13 protein-coding genes are annotated in these 17,776 nt (G+C 61.8%); 10 read left to right on the forward strand and 3 right to left on the reverse strand.

Features of this window, described 5'->3' with window-relative positions:
* Positions 1-91: 91 nt before the first annotated feature.
* The 3 genes from IVB48_RS21320 to IVB48_RS21330 all read left to right on the forward strand — a co-directional run bounded on the left by IVB48_RS21320 (position 92) and on the right by IVB48_RS21330 (position 3,762).
* On the forward strand, positions 92-1,237 hold the full coding sequence (locus IVB48_RS21320; RefSeq protein ID WP_247402604.1) for an HlyD family secretion protein: 1,146 nt from the start codon (positions 92-94) through the stop codon (positions 1,235-1,237).
* A complete protein-coding gene (locus IVB48_RS21325) occupies positions 1,234-2,730 on the forward strand; it encodes an MDR family MFS transporter (RefSeq protein ID WP_247402607.1) in 1,497 nt (498 codons plus the stop codon). The genes IVB48_RS21320 and IVB48_RS21325 overlap by 4 nt, the downstream gene beginning before the upstream one ends.
* A gap of 93 nt (positions 2,731-2,823) precedes the next feature.
* On the forward strand, positions 2,824-3,762 hold the full coding sequence (locus IVB48_RS21330) for an aldo/keto reductase (RefSeq protein WP_247403040.1): 939 nt from the start codon (positions 2,824-2,826) through the stop codon (positions 3,760-3,762).
* Positions 3,763-3,785: 23 nt separating this feature from the next.
* Here IVB48_RS21330 and IVB48_RS21335 read toward each other — a convergent pair whose 3' ends face one another.
* Positions 3,786-6,626 carry a winged helix-turn-helix domain-containing protein gene (locus IVB48_RS21335; RefSeq protein WP_247402610.1) on the reverse strand — a complete coding sequence of 947 codons (2,841 nt, stop codon included), beginning with the start codon at positions 6,624-6,626 and terminating at the stop codon, positions 3,786-3,788.
* 296 nt (positions 6,627-6,922) lie between these two features.
* Here IVB48_RS21335 and IVB48_RS21340 point away from each other — a divergent pair, with 296 nt between their 5' ends.
* Complete coding sequence (locus IVB48_RS21340; RefSeq protein WP_247402612.1) at positions 6,923-7,912, forward strand: tripartite tricarboxylate transporter substrate binding protein; 990 nt, start codon at positions 6,923-6,925, stop codon at positions 7,910-7,912.
* Positions 7,913-7,918: 6 nt separating this feature from the next.
* On the opposite strand, the gene IVB48_RS21345 is transcribed toward IVB48_RS21340, so the two are convergent.
* On the reverse strand, positions 7,919-9,058 hold the full coding sequence (locus IVB48_RS21345) for an MFS transporter (RefSeq protein ID WP_247402615.1): 1,140 nt from the start codon (positions 9,056-9,058) through the stop codon (positions 7,919-7,921).
* A gap of 838 nt (positions 9,059-9,896) precedes the next feature.
* Between IVB48_RS21345 and IVB48_RS21350 the strand changes: the two genes are divergently transcribed.
* Positions 9,897-10,733, forward strand: coding sequence for a hypothetical protein (locus tag IVB48_RS21350; protein ID WP_247402618.1), 837 nt, complete (start codon positions 9,897-9,899; stop codon positions 10,731-10,733).
* Positions 10,734-11,117: 384 nt separating this feature from the next.
* Here IVB48_RS21350 and IVB48_RS21355 read toward each other — a convergent pair whose 3' ends face one another.
* Positions 11,118-11,771, reverse strand: a complete 654-nt coding sequence (locus IVB48_RS21355; protein ID WP_247402621.1) for a recombinase family protein — start codon at positions 11,769-11,771, stop codon at positions 11,118-11,120.
* A 302-nt stretch (positions 11,772-12,073) separates the two neighbouring features.
* On the opposite strand from IVB48_RS21355, the gene IVB48_RS21360 reads away from it, so the two are divergent.
* The 5 genes from IVB48_RS21360 to IVB48_RS21380 all read left to right on the forward strand — a co-directional run bounded on the left by IVB48_RS21360 (position 12,074) and on the right by IVB48_RS21380 (position 17,516).
* Positions 12,074-12,652, forward strand: coding sequence for a hypothetical protein (locus IVB48_RS21360; RefSeq protein ID WP_247402626.1), 579 nt, complete (start codon positions 12,074-12,076; stop codon positions 12,650-12,652).
* Positions 12,653-13,389: 737 nt separating this feature from the next.
* Positions 13,390-13,899 carry a septal ring lytic transglycosylase RlpA family protein gene (locus IVB48_RS41405; protein ID WP_346659005.1) on the forward strand — a complete coding sequence of 170 codons (510 nt, stop codon included), beginning with the start codon at positions 13,390-13,392 and terminating at the stop codon, positions 13,897-13,899.
* Between the two features lie 36 nt (positions 13,900-13,935).
* The gene (locus IVB48_RS21370) at positions 13,936-14,373 is read left to right on the forward strand and encodes a hypothetical protein (protein WP_247402631.1); all 438 of its coding nucleotides are present in this window, start codon (positions 13,936-13,938) and stop codon (positions 14,371-14,373) included.
* Positions 14,374-15,009: 636 nt separating this feature from the next.
* Positions 15,010-15,261: a hypothetical protein gene (locus IVB48_RS21375; RefSeq protein WP_247402634.1), complete on the forward strand. Its 252-nt coding sequence runs from the start codon at positions 15,010-15,012 to the stop codon at positions 15,259-15,261.
* A gap of 269 nt (positions 15,262-15,530) precedes the next feature.
* Positions 15,531-17,516: a PAS domain S-box protein gene (locus IVB48_RS21380; protein ID WP_346659006.1), complete on the forward strand. Its 1,986-nt coding sequence runs from the start codon at positions 15,531-15,533 to the stop codon at positions 17,514-17,516.
* The last annotated feature ends 260 nt before the right edge of the window (positions 17,517-17,776 follow it).

Here is a 17,776-nt window from a genome sequence, read left to right on the forward strand (position 1 = left end):
TAAAAATCAAGGTCGCGCCCTTGATCACCACGTCGGAGCACAATATTTGTAACGATCGTTATTAAATAGTTTGAATCGGAGGATCTTTTCGATGCGTTTCGATTTTGCGCCGATCGCCGGCGGGCTCGGCGATCGCAACAGGTTCCGCACGAGCGAGGCCGCCGCGCAATGGTTCAGGACAGGGCTTGGCAAGCGGCTGCGACGGCCGCTGATGCTCGCGCTGCCGATGGCGGTGGCCGTGGTCGGCGCCTTCATCTATCTGGCGCAGGAGCAATATGTCTCGACCGACGACGCATTTGTTCGCGCCGCCAAGGTGACCATCAATGCCCGGGTTTCCGGCCAGGCGGTCGAGATCGCCGTACGTGACAATCAGCGCGTCCGGCGGGGGCAGGTGCTGTTTCGCATCGACCCGGAGCCTTATGAAATTGCCGTCGACCAGGCCGAGGCGCGCCTCGGAAGTACGCGGCTCCAGATCGAATCCCTCAAGGCGACCCATCGTCAGCAGCAGGCGGAGCTGCAATCGGCCAAAGAATCTGCTGCCTTCGACGAGCGCGAGTTCGACCGCAAGAAGATGCTGGTCGCTTCCGACTTCACGCCGCGCGCGGTCTACGAGCGGGCCGAGACGGACATGAAGGTCGCTCGCCACCGCATGGTGTCGATCGAACAGCAGATCGCCAATACAATCGTTGCCCTCAATGGCGATGCCGATATCGACATCGATCGCCATCCGACCGTTCGCGCGGCCAGGGCACAGCTCGACCGTGCGCGGCTCGATCTCTCTTATGCCACCGTGACGGCGCCCGAGGACGGCATCGTGACCAAGGTCGACGATCTCCAGATCGGCGGCTTCGTCACTGCCGGGGCACCGACGTTCTCGCTGCTGTCGAGCCGGCACGTCTGGGTCGAGGCGAATTTTCGCGAGACCGGTCTCAATTATATGCGTCCAGGGCAGGAGGCGACGATCGACGTCGATGCCTATCCGGATCGCAAGTTCAGGGCGCATATCGTCAGCATGAGTCCCGGCACCGGATCGGACTTCTCGCTCCTGCCGCCCGAGAATGCGACGGGAAACTGGGTCAAGGTCGTCCAGCGATTGGCGGTGCGCCTGGAACTCGACGATCTCGATCCAAGCCGGCCGCTGTTCTCGGGCATCAGCGTGACGGCGCGGGTTGATACCGGCCATCGCCGCAGCTGGGCACATCTGCTCCAACCCGCGCGCGCAACGGAGGGAAAATGACTACGCCCCTTCCATCGACCACGGCGCCCGGTGGTCGTCACGCCATCGCCGCGGCCGCCCTCATGGCGACCTACATGCAGGCCGTCAACATTTCGATACCGAACGCGGCGCTACCTCATATTCAGGCGACGCTCTCGATGGCCAATGACGAGGTCGGCTGGGTGTTTTCCTCTTATATCGCTGCGAGCGCGGTGACCATGTCGATCACGCAATGGCTGGCGGGACGCTACGGCCGGAAAGTGGTCTATCAGGCCGCCGTCACGATTTTCGTGTTGGGTCTCGCCCTCGATACACTGGCGACGACCTCGATCCAGTTCGTGCTGGCGCGAATCCTCCAGGGCGCGGCGAGCGGACCGCTGGCGCCGCTCTCGCTGGCGATCCTGCTCGAGGCGACATCGCCGGTGCGACATGCGCGCATGAGCCTGGCGTGGACCGTCTGCTCCCTGCTCGGCATCAGCAGCGGCCCAGCCATTGGCGGTTGGCTCAGTGAATATCACGGCTGGCCCGCGATCTTCTATTTCAGCCTGCCGATGACGGGCTTCATTTTCCTGACGATGGCTCAGCTGCTCGGCGAGAAGCGGGCCGAGCGGAGCCAGCCCTTCGACTTCTTCGGCCTGACGACGTTCTCCGTCGGCATGATCGGGTTGCAGATGTTGCTCGACCGCGGGGAGCGCCTGGAATGGTTTGCCTCGACGGAAATCTGGATCGAGGCGGGCGCCTCCGTGCTCGGCTTCTATCTCTTCATCGTGCACGTCATGACGACAAAGGAGCACTTTCTCCGCACGGCGCTGTTCAGGGACCGCAATCTCGTGCTCTCGACGGTCATCTCCTTCGCGCTTGGCTTCGTGCTGCTGCCGACCCTGGCCCTGACGTCCCCGATGCTGGAGGAATTGCTCAACTACCCCGTCGACACCACCGGATACATGACTGTTCCGCGCGGCGTCGCACTGATGGGAGCGCTGGTGCTGACGAGCCTGGTCCCCGCGCAGATCGACTACCGGCCGTTCCTCGTGGGTGGAATGACGCTGGTGGTCTATGCCAACTGGCTGATGCTAGGCTATTCGCCGGCGATCGATTGGCGGCCGGTGGTCGAGGCCGGCCTGCTCCAGGGAGCGGGTCTCGGCATGTTGCTGCCCGCGCTCGCCAGGGCCGCGTTCGGCACGCTCGACCCGAAGCTCCGCCCGGAAGGCAGCGCGTTGATCAATCTGTCACGCCTCTATGGCAGCACCATTGGCATCGCGGTCGTCCAGCTCTTCTTCTACGCCAACACGCAGGCTGTGCACGCCGCACTCGCAAAGAATCTCACGCCCTATCGTGTCGCCGCTTATGTCGGGGGCTCGGTCGGCAAGCCGGGCCTTGCGGCCCTCAACGGCATGGTCACGCGTCAGGCGGCGACCGTCGCGGTCATCGACCAGTTCGAGATCCTGATGTTCGCCATGCTCGTCGTGATTCCGCTCGTGTTTTTTCTCCGTAAGCCGCGGCCTACCGGTTAACGCCTTGAGCCGTGGAACGACATCGCATCGTCAATTCCGAATACCTCGTCCCTTACTTTTGGGGGAGCCGTGGACAAGCAAAGGAGCATCAGCATGACTTCGTCAGATACGCTTCGTTATACGAGAATTCCAACTCATCAATCCGGGACGATTCCCGCGGTGGGATTTGGCACGCTGATTCCGGATCCGCTCGTGACCAGGCGGGCCACCAAGGCTGCGTTGGAGGCCGGATTTCGACATCTTGATTGCGCGGAGCGCTATCGCAACGAGGAAGCGGTCGGCGACGCGCTGCAGGAGACCTTCAAGGCGGGGACGCTTCAGCGCAAGGACCTGTTCGTTACGACGAAGCTATGGAACACGAATCATCGGCCGGAACGGGTCAGGCCTGCCTTCGACGCCAGTCGCCGGCGGCTGCAGCTCGACGAGATCGATTGCTACATCATCCATACGCCCTTCGCCTTTCAACCCGGCGACGAGCAGGACCCGAGGGATGAGCACGGTCGGGTCATCTATGATTCTGGGGTTACGCTGGCCGAAACGTGGGGGGCGCTGGAACGCCTTGTCGACGCGGGGCACTGCAAGTCGATCGGCCTGTCGGACATCACCCTGGACAAGCTACGCGAGATCGTTTCGGTCGCGCGGATCAGGCCCGCCATGGTGCAAGTCGAATCGCATCCGTATCTCCCCGAATGGGACCTGCTCGACTTCTGTCGAGAGCACGGAATTGTGCTGCAGGCGTTTGCAGCGCTGGGACACGCGATGAAGCCGAACGTCCTGGCTGATCCGGTGATCACTGCCATCGCGGAGCGTGTGCACAAGACACCGGCTCAAATTGCGCTGGCGTGGGCCGTCCAGCGCGGCACCGCTTTCCTGACGACTTCGACCAATCCCCGGCGCATCCAGGAAAACTTCGATATTTCAGCCTTGCCCGAAGACGCCATGCGAGAGATGAGGGACCAGATCACGACAAACATCAGGTTCAACACGGTCGTCGAGACCGGCGTGCCCGGATTCATCCCGCGGGCTGGATGAATCAGTGCCGGTCAGCCGACTCGTCAAGCCCGGAGCTGCTCGATCAAATCGTGGGCGCTACGGATCTCGGCGATGCCGGCGCCCTCTTTGAATGGCCCGCATGCGCGTTCCAGAATTGCCAAGGCTTCCGTGGTCTGGCCAGCCCCAATCATGAACCGCGCCAGGCTGACCGCGCTTCGCAGCTCCCAGAAGCGCGCGCCTTGCTGGACGGCAATGTCCATGGCCTCGCGAAAGTGCGCCTCGGCGTCTTCCGAATGCCGAGTGCTCCTGAGCATCAACTCTCCCTTGATGCGGATCAGCTCCGGCAGATACCAGAGCTCCTGCCGGTCGTTGCAGCGGGTCAGGACATCCTCGATCACGTCGAGCCCGCGATCGACCTGGTCGGCCTCTCCGGAACACGCGGCGAGCTCGCCGAGCAGGGGCAGAAAGCGCGGCAGGAAGCGCGCATCGCCGGCGCGATTGAGCTCCTCACGCAGCAGCGGCAACCCGGTCGTGACGTCGCCGCGCTTGACCATGACCGCGGCATTGAAGGCCCGCGCCCACAGGCCCCACAGCCGGATCGCGTGGCGCTCGGTGTGTTCGAGCAGCTCGGCGCCGTGACGTTCCGCAGCGTCGAAATCGCCGGACCAGAAGGCGATCGGGCAGGCGGCTTGTCCAAGCACGCTGCAGAAGGTCAGCGCGTGGCCGTTGGCCCGGCCTTCCTCGATGTTTCTGGCGGTAAGGGCCTGAGCCTGATCGGCCAGGCCTTGAAGCCACAGGATGCGAGCCCGAAAATATTGCGTCGAGATTCTCAGATCGAGCGGAAAGATTTTCGGCTTCTCCGCCAACACATGCAGCGATGCATTGACCCGCTCGATGCGCAGCCGAGCCTCGTTCTGATCCCCGAGATAGTGCAGCGCCACGGCCATCAGCCGGTCGCCTAGCATGACATCGGTCTTGTCGGGCGAGTTCGCGGCCGCGTTCGCAAAGCGATCGGCGAGCGCACGGGCCTTGCCGAACTGTCCGTTGTTGAACTGGTCGATGCACAAGCCCCAGAGCGCGCGCAGCCGGAAATCCTTGTCGTCGAGCCTGTCAGCAAGCTCAAGGGTCGTCTCGAGGATCGGCCGCGCCTCGCGCGCGCGGCCCTCGCCATACATCAGCGACCAGCCGAGCGCCGACAGCAGCTGCATGCGGATGCGGTTATCGTCGGCGGTGTCTCCGAGCGCCGCGAGCGCCGTTCTGCTGCGCTCACGGCACTCCGCGAACAGCGAAAGACGCACCCACAGCGTGACCGCGGCCGCCGTCAGCGCGATACCGAGTCTCGCCTCGCCGTCGGGGCCGAAGGCCCAGTCCAACGCCGCACGCACATTGTCCAGCTCCGCGCCATAGATGCTCAGCCATTCGGGCAGCGGCGTCGAAATATCCGCCTCCGCGCGCTGGAATAAATCGCGAAAATGCTCGGCATGACGCCGCGCGAACTGCCTGGCTTCGCCGAGCTCGTTGAGTTTTCCGTATGCATAGGTGCGCGTGGTGTCGAGCAGTCGATAGCGCAGCGTGCGCGAGCCGGACGGCGAAATAAGCGACTTGGTCACCAGGCTGTCGATTGCTTCGAGAGTCTCGGATGCATTGAGTCCGTCACCGGACGCGACCGCGGCAGCCGCCTCCGGCGCGAAAGGCCCGGCAAAGACCGACAGGCGTCGCAGCGTGGCGCTCTCCACGGGAGGCAGAAGGTCGTAGCTCCAGTCGAGAGCCGCAGCGAGCGTCTGGTGCCGCGGCACGGCGGTACGCCGGCCCCGCCATTGCAGCGAAAAGCGGCTGTCGAGCAGGGATGCCGTGCCGGCGATGCCGTAAGCATTGACGCGGCCCGCCGCGAGCTCGATCGCCAGCGCGATGCCGTCGAGGCGCCGGCAGATGCTCGCGACGAGGGGCGCCTCCTCTGCACTGAGCTGGAACGGGCCCGAGCTCTGCGCAATGCGGTCCACAAAGAGTTGAGCCGCGGGATAGGCAAGGACCTCGTCGACAGCAAGCCCTTCGCGCTCGGGCGGACAATCCAGCGGGAACAGCCGGAAAATCCGCTCGCCTTCGCTGCGGAACGATTCGCGGCTGGTTGCGAGAACACGAAGCTGCGGTGCCTCGCGAACGATGTGCTCGACCAGCGGCGCCAATTGATCCAACACATGTTCGCAACTGTCGAAGATCAGCAGGGCCGGGCCGGTCTTCAGAAACGTCAGCAGAGCCGGCGTCGGATCCTCCGCGCTGATGGTCAGTCCGAGCGCCGAAGCAATGGTGGTCGCGATGTGGCTGGCATCCCTCAGCGGACCGAAATCGACGAAGAAGACTCGCCCGTCGAAATCCTGGGAACGGCGATGCCCGACGGTGACGGCGACCGAGGTCTTGCCGATGCCGCCCGGGCCGACGACGGTCATGAAGCGATAGAGCGAAAGTCCGTTCGAGATCTTCTCGATGACATCTTCCCGGCCGACCATCCTTGTGAGCTGAGCGGGCAGGGAGCGGGGAGGGGCGGTTTCGGCCGGGAGCGGGGCCGCCGGCAGAGCTGCTTGAGCGAACGAGGCGACAAAACAATAGCCTCGGCCCGGCACGTTGACGACGTAACGGGCCGACTTGCCGGTGTCGCCGAGCGCCTTGCGCAGCGCCGCGACGTGGAAGCGCAGGCTGCCCTCGTCGACATTGACGCCGGCCCAGATGCGCTTGACCAGCTCTCTCTTGTCGACGACTTCTCCGGGGCGTCCGGCAAGGAAGATGAGAATGTCGAGCGCGCGGCCGCCGACATGAAGCGGCGAGCCCTCCTTCTCCAAGAGCCGGGACTTCGGAAACAGTCGAAATGGCCCAAAGGAAATGGCCGAGTCTTCGCTACGATCTGGCACGCGCCATCGCCCCCTCGAAGGGAGTCAAAAGGTATTACTTTTTGGTCTACCAGAACGAGGCGTACAGTAAACTGGCCGAAAGCAGTGGGCAGGGCTGGCAGCCCTGCGTGGACGGCTTGGGTCGGCTCGCTCGCGAAATTATGCTTGGAAAGTAAAGAGTTAGGCCGACGTGACAATGCGATGACACCGGGGTTCGTCCGGATGGAGCATTGACTGTGGTGCCGGATTGCTGCGATGGCATGGTCCGGGAGCCGGTCCCGCCACCACATTGACTGCCGACTTCCGGAATTTCCAGCATGACCTCTTTCACGCGGCGACAATTCGTGCACGCGTTGACAAGCGCGGCGGCGCTCGCCGCGCTTCCCTGCAGCGGACAAGCCGCCGACTATCCGTCTCGTCCCATTCGCCTGGTGATTCCCTACGGAGCCGGCGGATCGGGCGACCAGATCGCGCGCCCCTGGGTGGACAGGATGCCGTCGCTGCTGGGGCCGACCTTCGTCGAATATATCGGCGGCGCGGGCGGCGCCATCGGGACCGCGGCGGTCGCGCGCGAGGAGCCCGACGGCTATTCGCTGCTGCTCGGCAACGGCAGCACGCAGGTCATCATTCCCATGACGTCGGCGAATCCCGGATATTCCGTTGGCGATTTCCGCGCCATCTACCGCCTGATCAACAGCGCGCTGGTTTTCGCCATCAATCCTTCGGTGCCCGCCGCAAACCTGCGCGAGTTGATCACCTATGCGAAAGCCAATCCGGGAAAGCTGTCCTATGGCACGCCGGGGATCGCCACCGGAAACCATCTGGTCGGCGAGTCCTTCAAGCAGCAGGCCGGTGCGCTGGACATCGTCCACGTGCCCTATCGGGGCATCGCGCAGGCGACCAACGATCTCGTCAGCGGCCAGATATCGCTCGTCATTGCCGTCATGTCCGTTCAATTGCAGCAGTTGGCTCAAGCGGGGAAAGTCAGACTGCTGGCGGTCACCACCGAAACGCGGCTGAGCGGCGCGCCCGAGATCCCGACCGCCGTCGAATCCGGCATGCCCGGCATCCGGTATGAGGGCTGGTTCGGTCTGTTCGCACCCAAGGACACCGGCGATGCGATCATCGACCGGATCGCGCAGGCGACGCGGCTCGCCATGGCCGATTCGGCGCTTCTGGCGAGCTATCGCGCCCAGGGCATGGAGCCGGACAACGATTCAAGCCCGGACAAATTCCAGCGCATCGTCGAGGCCACATCCGCAAGCCTCGCGCCCCTGATCAAATCGATCGGGCTGAGCAATTTGTGAGGCCGCTCAGCCGTCGGCGCGCGTAACAATGCGCGCCGTCAGCGTGACGAGGCCCATCAGCGCGGCCAGGAGCCAGAACGCGACCGGCAATCCGCCAAGACGTGCGACGAAGCCGACACCGGCGGGGCCGACGAGAACGCCGGCGTAGCCGGCGGTCGTGATCGCGGCGACGGCGAGCCCCGTGGGCATCACCGTCTGTCTCGCCGCCCGGCGGAACAGCACCGGCACGAGGTTCGATGCGCCGAGGCCGATGAGCAGGAAGCCGGCCACCGCCACCGCCACGACGGGAGCCGTGAGCAGGACCACGAAACCCGCGATCGCAATCAGGCTGCCCCAGAACAATGTGGTGCGGTCTCCGATGCGCGCGACGACGGCGTCGCCGCCGAGCCGCCCGATCGTCATCGCGACCGAGAACACGATATAGCCAATCCCGCCTTGCGCTTCGGAGACGAGGCCCGCGCCGATGACGAGCAACGCGCCCCAATCGAGCATCGCGCCTTCGACCAGGAAGGTGATGGCGCAAAGCAGTGCGAGCAGGAGCACGGCGCCATGCGGCAGCGCGAACAGCGGTCCCTCCTGCACCTGCACGGAGCGAAGCAGCCGCGGCCAGGCCACCAGCATCGCGATCAGCATCAGGACGGAGCAGATCAGCGTGCAAGCGAGCGCGCCGAGTTGCAGCGAGAGCAGTGCGGTCATGAGTGCGGCCCCGGCGAAGCCGCCGATGCTGAACAGCGCGTGGAAGCCGGACATCAGCGGACGTCCCGCGGCGCGCTCCACCTCCACCGCGTGGATGTTCATGGCGACGTCGATGGAACCGAGCGCGGCGCCGAATGCGAGAAGTGCCAGCGCCAGCGTCGCCGGCGAGCTCGCGATTGTCAGCAGAGGCAGGACCAAGGCAAGACCGAGCCCGCCCGCAATGATGATCGGCTTGCTGCCATAGCGCGCGCTCAGCACGCCGGTCAGAACCATCGCGATGACCGAGCCGATGCCAAGGCTGAGCAGGAGCAGTCCGAGGATGCCGTCGTCGACGGCGAGCCGCGCCTTCGCGAACGGCACCAGCGGTGCCCAGCACGCGATGCCGAAGCCCGCGACGAGGAAGGCAAGCCTGGTCGCAAGGCGTGTCGCCGGCTTGTCGGCAGAAGACATGGGAACTCCGGGGAGAGGAATTAGGGCGGGGGCGATCGACAAGCCTCGCAATTGTTGCGTCTTTATGTCCGCGGCGGACTCGAATTTGTCGCAGGCTGCCCTGGGCGGACGGAACGCCAGTGCGAACAAAGGAGTGAGGCTTCGTAGCCCGGATGGAGCGCAGCGCAATCCGGAGCCGCTCGCGCGCATTCGGCACCGTCCCGGATTACGCTTGCGCTCCATCCGGGCTACACGACCGCCTCTGTGTCGCCCTCCTGTCAATCCCACCGCGCAAAAATATTCCACTTTACCGAAATTCGGTTTTGGCGTATGTGTCGCCCATCCCGGCTCATCCTTGAGGGGCGATCTTGTGGTCGTCATGTTCGCGAGCCAGGCTTGCGGTGGACGCGGCAGCGTTCGGGTACGAGAGGCTAAGGGCAGGGCGGATTGCTCTCCGTGAGCCCGAGGCTTCGTTCCGACGAGCGGCGCTGCTAGGCTTCGTCTCGTCTGTAAGTTTCCGGCTTTGTCGACAGGGCTGGGAAAACTGCGGCGAAATGGCGGGCCGTGCGTACGGCAAAACCGTGTGGTCCTGGCTGCAAGCGTTAGTTTGGTCAAGTCGCGGGGATCAAAGAGTAATATTTTCAATTGCTTATGCTTCCTGTGCCTTGTAACGAAACGATCCTCCGCGGACCTGCGGGCCCCAATAGGCCCTAGTCTCACGATGTGCACTTCCCAAAGGTAGAGTTGCATGGCGTCGAATAACTTTAGTTGTGGAAGACGCCTTCCCGCGAGGTTGCGTGCAGACCTGCCCACATCTTTAGTCGACCATCATTCCATCTAAGGCATCGCGGCGGGGACGATGGGGACATTTTTCAGCGACACCTTCGGGGTCGATCCGTCCGTGCTTGAGAAATATGGCGCTTTTGATGTTTCGCTGATCAACGATTTACCGCTGTTCATCGACCCGTTCTTGCTGTTCCACAGTGAGAACGATGAATACCAAGCCCTACACCGGCAGATCATCGACTATCTCGTTTTCCTAAGAGAACGAGCAATGCAAGGACCACTATCAGATGGCGACCTCACAAACTGGTATTGTTTCCCCGAGGTCAAGCAGAACTGGTTCGGATTTTCGCTAGTAGGAAATGGAGGCAGCGGTTTAGGGATAAACTTCGCACGCGAATTGCATGCGAACCTGCATGTCGTTTTTGTAAACTTCGGCGAAGAAAAAATCACTGAGGGAAGTCACCTCGAAAAGGTCTGCCTTGTTAGCAATGGCGTTGGCAGGGATAACATCAGCGACTTCGTTACCAATCTCATTCAAGACTTTCTCTGCCAATATACAGAGCGGTTTGCTACCCAATTTGTCGATGCTCGCCACTTGCGGGAAGTGATGATCAGCCGGGCCGTGTTCAACTACACAACGCAGACTTGGCAGCGGAAAGCGTACAAGCTGCCGTGGATCAGAGGCGACTTCGTTCTGCTCACCCCACGTGCGATGCTCACCCGTGACGACACATGGATCAATCGGGCCGATCTGCTCGGACGTTTTGATGAGATCCCTACCGCGATTCCCGATTCGGCTCTGCGTGCCGCCGTTTCCAATTACTTTGATCTGGCATTGCGCCAACGCGCGAACCCGAGGAAACCACCAACACAGAAGGACAAGTCTTCTGCGGCAGCGACCGATTATTAGAGATGAACGGGGGCGTTTTGTACCGGTAGTTCAGCCAAAGCTCTGGAACACCTCTACTGTGAGACGGAGCCGAGACCGAACCGATCGGATTGGGCACGCTCGAAAGCGACTAAAGGCAAAACTAGCCACAACCCAATGGATTTGTGAGCTCGACCGTCGCGGAATTTACGAACTCGAGACGCTTGGCATCGAGTGGCTGGCAGTCGAGGCGTGGCTCGATGCCCTAAATCCACAAGACGCCAGTGCGGCGCGAAGGTTTGTGAAGAACGTCCTGCAGGTATTGTCAGACCAGGAGGTGCCACCACGAGAGCGGGGCGAGGCCTATAATGATCTCTATCGGCGACTGATCGCCGCTGGCATCGTGGACTGACGGCTTGGACGGGATTATTCGCTAGGAATGCCGAGCCGCCTCATTGCCCGCATTACCGTCATTGCATTCCATACACCTCCCCGCGGGGAAGCGATTCCGCGATCCGTCAGTTCCTGTGCAATTTCCCGCAGAGGAAGCTCCCAAATCTCCTTTAGAACGGGCTGTAGACGGGCGTCCCGAGTCGCTGCAGCGGCTTTGTTGACGTCGGCCTGTCTCTGATTGCCCAGCTTCTTGCCGCGATGCTTGGCCTCCGCAAGGGCAACGCGGGTCCGTTCAGCAATGACGCTGCGCTCTTTTTGCGCCACGGCAGCATAAATGTGCAGCATAAACGGATCGACGTCCTTCCCCAATTCCGTGACGATGAATGGCACCCGCTTGGCCATAAGGCCCGCAATGAATGCGACGTCGCGCGACAGGCGGTCCAACTTGGCCACAACGACCGGACATTTGAGCTTCTTCGCCTTCCGCAAGGCAGCGGCAAGCTGGGGTCGCCTCTCCAGCGCGTCTGCTCCTTTGCCGGTCTCCACCTCGGTAAACTCACCAGCAATCTCCATCGCCTCATTGGTGGCGAAGGAGGAGATCAGCCGCCGCTGACCGTCGAGACCGAGGCCCGACCGACCCTGCTTCTCGCGCGATACTCGATAATAGGCGACAACTGGCTGCGACATCATCCACCTCGTAACACATCGACGAACGTCAGTATGTTACAAGCGAGGGAGAAATCAAGATTCCTAAGTTGTGGACCAAAGATCAATTATCGCGAACGGTATCGCCACGCTCGAGTCGGGCAGCCGCCGTCCACCCCCTGGTGCCCCCCAAACGGCCCGACCTGATCGCTCGCAACACTCCCCGGCAAAATTTTCCGGACGCGAACCTCAGACAGGATTTTGCCTTCGTCCTGCGCCATTCTCATCCATGCGGCGCATGAACATACTTTCCTGACTAGCGAAGGGACCTGTAGGAGATCCGAATGTCGATGGCATCCACGCACGTCCTGCTGGAGATGCCGACGGACCCTGATTTTACGGTGGCCTGGCTCAATCGGGCCGAAGAAGCGGAAGCTCTATGGTCCGCGGCGCTGCGGGATCGCGAGTTCGCTGATCGCGTGGATTTGCTTCACTGTGACATCATCCCCAATCTGTCGGCCTTCGCCCGTGAGACCTCGGACGAATTGAAAGAGAAAAACTGCTTTGCAGCTCTCGAAGTCTACGCTGATGGCAATGGCCTCCTCAGCCGAGAGTTCGGCCTGATGGTGCGCCTCGGGTTTTTCGTTTATGATGGTACTTGCTATCAGATGGACATTCCCAACTCCCTGACACTCTTCGCCGTGAAGCAAGCCGCCGTGGGACTGCGGGCGACCGGAGGTGATTGTGTGCTGACGCCAGAACGCCGCCTTCACATGCGCAGCAAGTGGGAAGCTCAGGCTTGGCAATTGAGTCGGAACGCCACGAAACGGCTGTCCCTGGTGAAAACCCGACCGGATGACGCTGTAGATTCGCAGCCGGATCTCGGGGGTCGCGCAGGCCATCAACGGAAGCGTTTGCATTGACCCGGCGTGAGTCACCCCTGCGTTATCTTATTCCCCGGAGACCGGCCCCGGGATGTCGGTAGCCAACGCATGGTTGGCGAGGTGGGGCAGGTGCACCCACGTCCGGACGGCTCGGTTCATCACCGGCCCCGTTCGCGCTTCTTTAGTCCACCGCCGGCGCGGGTGTAGGCGGCCTATTAAGCCGATCGAACAACTGTAGCCGTCCTTGCTTTATGCCTAAGCGCGATCCGTCCAGCCAGGGCGTTCCCATCCTGTTCGCTTTTGGAAGATCCTTCTCCCGACCGCAGCTGCGTTTTGCGGGGCGAACAACGAACCTTTTGTGGCGGTGGAGAAAAATCATCTACCGCGTGGTGCCCGTTCCCTCCGCCCGAACCGTTCGGCAATGATGAAGTGGATCGCATTGGTCGGGGTATCCGCGGGGCGAGAGGTGCCATCATGCCGGTGATGATGCCTCGCCTCACGGCTCTAGCGTGACGGGTCCATGGTCAGGTTTCGGAGGCGCTTCGGCCGTTCTCAGAAGCGTCTGCGCTCCCCCCGCACTGAGCAGCGGATATGCCGGCTACGTACTACCCGGCTTCCTTCCTGTTCCATTTGTCCCGGAACCTTTGCAGATCGACAGAGTAGAAGCTGCTGTGGCCTTGGCTGTTTGACCTCTCGCGCCGGACCAGGACCTCCGATTGGAATCAGCGGTGAGGCGACCCTATCGCAGCGCCTCTTTCACCACCGAGGGATCCAGCATGAAACGCATGGTAGTGACGGGCATCGTCCTTCTCTCGCTCTCTTCCGTGGCCGACGCGCATCGTCTCTCCGGGAGCGCCACTTACTACGGCGGGAGTGACCGCCTGTGCGGTCGCCGCACAGCGTCTGGGGGCGTGCTCAACTGCGCTGCAATGACAGCCGCTCACCGGACGCTGCCCTTCGGCACGGTCCTGATGGTTCAGAGCGGCGGCCGGTCGATCCAAGTCACGGTGACCGATCGCGGTCCATTCACCGGCGCGTTCCTCGATCTATCGCCTGCGGCCGCGAGTGCGCTCGGCTGTCGCTGCACCCATCGCAACGTGACCGCGACCATTGTGCAAATGGGATCCGGTGGGACATTGGTCGCGAGCCGAAGCCGTCAACGTCCCGTCGCTGTGGCGGCCATGCCAGGGCTCTTCCAGCCGACGCAGGACGTCATGGGTCCGTTCGGAACGTTCGGATCATCTATGGCGATGGCGCCTGCGCCCCGCTATCATCGTCGCCACTAGAGAGCGCTCGTTTGGCATTGCGGCGGGTTGGATCAATTGCTGGACGACAAGGCGGGGCAGAGCCAAGTCAGCGGATCGCATATGGAGGAGCCTGTGATGCGATTGTCTAGCCTTGCCGCTCTGGCGCTTATAGGTGGAGCCTCCAGCCCAACGTACGTTTGTATCGCGCTGGCGGCTCCGGAATGTTCAAGATCAATGGAACTGGCCGATTGGGGCGAGAATCCGACCGGCGACATCAGCGTCACCTCTGGTGACAGTTGCATCTTCCCGATCACGTTGCGTGGCGCGGCGAGTAGCTCGGAAATCTCGCAAAAGCCAGCACACGGCAAGCTCAAGAAGCTCGACGTGGCGGCTTACGAATACAAGACGAAGGCCAGATACAAAGGAAGTGACACCTTTGCGATCAAGGCAACGGGTAAGGGGCCGAAAGCTTCTGGCACGTCGGTGATCACAGTGCACGCGACCATCAAATAAAAGGGCGGGGGCGTAAGAGGGCGAGCGAGGCGAGTTAAGTGTATCCCGATGGCGACGTACACACGCGCCGCACTGCTCTCGGCCAGTTCTCGCCTGACTTTTACTGCGACATGAAGGAAGGCCGCCGACTGAGGCGGCTTACTTTTTCGGTACAGGCGGATGGTTGTCAACTTTTGCGCGCTTCGCCTGCGCGATCAGGGCTGCGATCGCGTCCAGCGTTTGTCGGTCGTTGGTTTGGAGCGACGTTCATGTGTAAACGTCTCTCAATCGACTTGATCGATGCGCAACGGGATCTGTTTATTCCTCGGAGTACGAGCGCGCGGAGTCATGACGGCGCACTCTGAAGCGCGATGTCACGCGCATCGTCCAACGTGATCACTCCAACGAATTTTCTGGGCGAGGGGAGGGGGAGGAAAAATCTCGCGAAAAAGCATGCTTCGTTTCTGAATCCGTCTCGCAAAAGCTCGCCGTAGAGGGTCGTCCTGGTTCTGGCGAACGACCAATGGCTGCGGCGCTGCCTCAACGGACTTGTTCCATCGCGAAGATCGGCCGGGTCCCTACTTCGTTGATCCTGATCAAGGCCCGTCACCCTCCGCCTCCGACAATCGTATCGGAATTTTCGGCTGTGGGCTCAGCATGAAGCATCTATGCGAATTTATGTCGGAAGGCTGCGCTGCCCTGGCTGCGTTGCTGTGGTTCGCTTCCGCGAGCATCAGGTTGAAAAAGAAGCCATCGATCCGCAACAGCCTGGATAGCGGCCTTGATGACCCGAAGGCTCTCTTGATTATGATTTACAAGCAAAGTCGGTGGAGCGCATGGGCGGCCATAGCTGCCGGATTCGCAGCTCTTTTCGCGATTGCGGACGGCCTGCTTCCCGGCACAAACTAGCCGTATGGCCTTGGCGAATGCACGTGGGCACCGGTCGAACCTACCATTCGCGATTCAGATCCTGCGCGCCTTCCGGCCCGAACAGAGTAGCACCTCCAGGCCTCCGATGAGTGTTGCGGAGTACGGGCGCGAAAGATGCGGCGGCGTCGGTCGAGGGAAGGCGGTGAACTCGTGGCCGCACAGCTTTAAGCCCCCTTGGACAACTTGGGCGTTCCGTTCAGCCATGTTGCGGCGAGCGCGGAACCATAGATGATCAGCACGGTTGTCTGGTGTTCCCCAATCGGAGTCCGCCTTTGCAAAGCCCTCAGTCAAAACTTGACGGGATCGGAGATACTGCGCGACTTCAATTGCTTATCGACGCAATCGTGGACTACGCCATCTACATGATCGACGTTGACGGCACAGTGCGCAGCTGGAACTCTGGCGCGCTGCGGTTGAAGGGCTACACACCCGACGAAATCATAGGGAAATCATTTGCTTCCTTCTATACGCCGGAAGATCGCGCCAAGGGGCTGCCACAGCGCACCTTGACCGTCGCCGCGCAAACGGGCCGCTTCAGCGCCGAGGGCTGGAGAGTTCGCAAAGATGGCGGTCGTTTCTGGGCATCGGTGATCGTCGATGCGATCCGAAATGAAGGCGGGGAACTGATCGGGTTTGCCAAGGTCACGCGAGACATCACCGAGCGGCAACAAGCCCACGAAGAGCTTCTCAATAGTGAGCGGCGCTACCGGCAGCTGATCGAAGCCGTGGTCGATTACGCGATCTTTCAGCTCGATCCGCTTGGCAACGTGACAACCTGGAATCCCGGAGCGGAGCGTATCAAGGGATACGCGCCGCCGGAGATCGTCGGTCGGCATTTCAGCGCTTTTTATATTCCCGAGGACATCGAGCTCGGGGTGCCAAAACGTGCGCTTTCCGAGGCGGCAGAGTATGGACGCTTCGAAGCAGAAGGGTGGCGTCTAAGAAAAGATGGCTCCCGCTTTTGGGCGTCGGTCATCATCGACCGTATCACCGACGAGTCCGGAAACATCGTCGGGTTCGCCAAAGTCACGCGCGACGTTACGGACCGGAAGCGCGCCGAGGACGAGCTCAAGCACGTTCAGGAGCAACTCGCCGCATCCCAAAAGCTGGAAGCGGTGGGGCAACTCAGCGGCGGCATCGCGCACGACTTCAACAATCTGCTGATGATCGTCCTTGGCAATCTCGAGACAGCTGAACGGCACGCGAAGGCGCCCGGAGCCAATCTGAACCGGGCGCTCGCGAACGCCAAGCGAGGCGCGCAGAGAGCCGCGGCTTTGACCAGTCGCTTGTTGGCATTTTCGCGCCGACAGGCGCTCGATCCCAAGCCGATCAACGTGAACAACTACGTCAATAGCCTGCAGGAATTCCTTCAGCGCACGCTCGGAGAGCGCATCGAAGTCCAGACCGTCGGAAGTGCGGGTCTTTGGCAAATCGAAGCCGATGCCAATCATCTCGAGTCAGCCATCGTCAACCTGGCGATCAACACTCGAGACGCCATGCCTGACGGCGGAAAGCTGACCTTGGAAGCTGCCAACATCGCCGCCGACGAGGATTACTGCCGTCTCAATCCTGAAGTCGCGCCCGGTCAATACGTCGCCATCTGCGTGACTGACACCGGAGGCGGGATGTCGCGCGACGTTCTCAGTCACGCGTTCGAGCCTTTCTTTACGACGAAGGAGCCGGGCCACGGCACCGGCCTTGGCCTGAGCCAGGTTTACGGCTTCGTCAAACAATCCGGAGGCCACGCTAAAATCTACAGCGAGGTGGGGCAGGGCACCACCATCAAGATGTACTTTCCGCGCTTCTCCGGAAGCGCACGACGCGAGGAAATTGCGCCTGAGGAAGTTGCCGAGGGTGAGCTATCGGAGACTGTTCTCGTCGTCGAGGATGATGAAGATCTCCGCGTCTATATTTCTGACGTCCTGCGGGATCTCAACTATCGCGTCCTCTCGGCCCGCAGCGCTCAGGCCGCTCTGACCATTCTCCTACAAGACGACTCGAACGTGAACCTTCTTCTCACTGACGTGGTCATGCCGGGGATCAATGGTCGCGAGCTCGGCAGGCGCGCGCATCAAATTAGACCGGGACTGAAGATCCTGTACATGACCGGGTATTCGCGCAATGCCGTGGTCCACCAGGGAAGGCTTGATGAAGGCGTCAATCTGCTGGAGAAGCCGATCTCTCAAGCGAAACTTGCGCTAAGGGTGCGAGAGATTCTCGACCAGAATGGATGAACCGGCGCGCGACAGCAGTGGCATCTAGAGGACGGCAGGGCAGGGACGACCACTTCCGGTCACCTCGCTGGCGACTTCCGCATTTTGCCCCATAGCTGACCTGCCGTGCATACCCGGTCGAGGGCCGCTCGTGTGAAGGGTTTCGGATGCCGGCCCCCATGACGGTGGGGCGGCGTGCACGGGGCCGGCGTCCGAAAGCCTCCAAGGGAGGAAACCGCGCACTCGCGGGCTGCAAGAACTCAGTGCTCAGTCACCCGATT

The organism is Bradyrhizobium sp. 76, from assembly GCF_023073025.1.
Taxonomy (GTDB): domain Bacteria; phylum Pseudomonadota; class Alphaproteobacteria; order Rhizobiales; family Xanthobacteraceae; genus Bradyrhizobium.

What these genes read in the sequence shown, in the direction of transcription:
- IVB48_RS21375 (WP_247402634.1), top strand. Translation starts at nt 15,010, where the DNA reads ATGAAGCATCTATGCGAATTTATGTCGGAAGGCTGCGCTGCCCTGGCT.
- IVB48_RS21355 (WP_247402621.1), bottom strand. Translation starts at nt 11,771, where the DNA reads ATGTCGCAGCCAGTTGTCGCCTATTATCGAGTATCGCGCGAGAAGCAG.
- IVB48_RS21345 (WP_247402615.1), bottom strand. Translation starts at nt 9,058, where the DNA reads ATGTCTTCTGCCGACAAGCCGGCGACACGCCTTGCGACCAGGCTTGCC.
- IVB48_RS21325 (WP_247402607.1), top strand. Translation starts at nt 1,234, where the DNA reads ATGACTACGCCCCTTCCATCGACCACGGCGCCCGGTGGTCGTCACGCC.
- IVB48_RS21360 (WP_247402626.1), top strand. Translation starts at nt 12,074, where the DNA reads ATGTCGATGGCATCCACGCACGTCCTGCTGGAGATGCCGACGGACCCT.
- IVB48_RS21340 (WP_247402612.1), top strand. Translation starts at nt 6,923, where the DNA reads ATGACCTCTTTCACGCGGCGACAATTCGTGCACGCGTTGACAAGCGCG.
- IVB48_RS41405 (WP_346659005.1), top strand. Translation starts at nt 13,390, where the DNA reads ATGAAACGCATGGTAGTGACGGGCATCGTCCTTCTCTCGCTCTCTTCC.
- IVB48_RS21320 (WP_247402604.1), top strand. Translation starts at nt 92, where the DNA reads ATGCGTTTCGATTTTGCGCCGATCGCCGGCGGGCTCGGCGATCGCAAC.
- IVB48_RS21330 (WP_247403040.1), top strand. Translation starts at nt 2,824, where the DNA reads ATGACTTCGTCAGATACGCTTCGTTATACGAGAATTCCAACTCATCAA.
- IVB48_RS21350 (WP_247402618.1), top strand. Translation starts at nt 9,897, where the DNA reads ATGGGGACATTTTTCAGCGACACCTTCGGGGTCGATCCGTCCGTGCTT.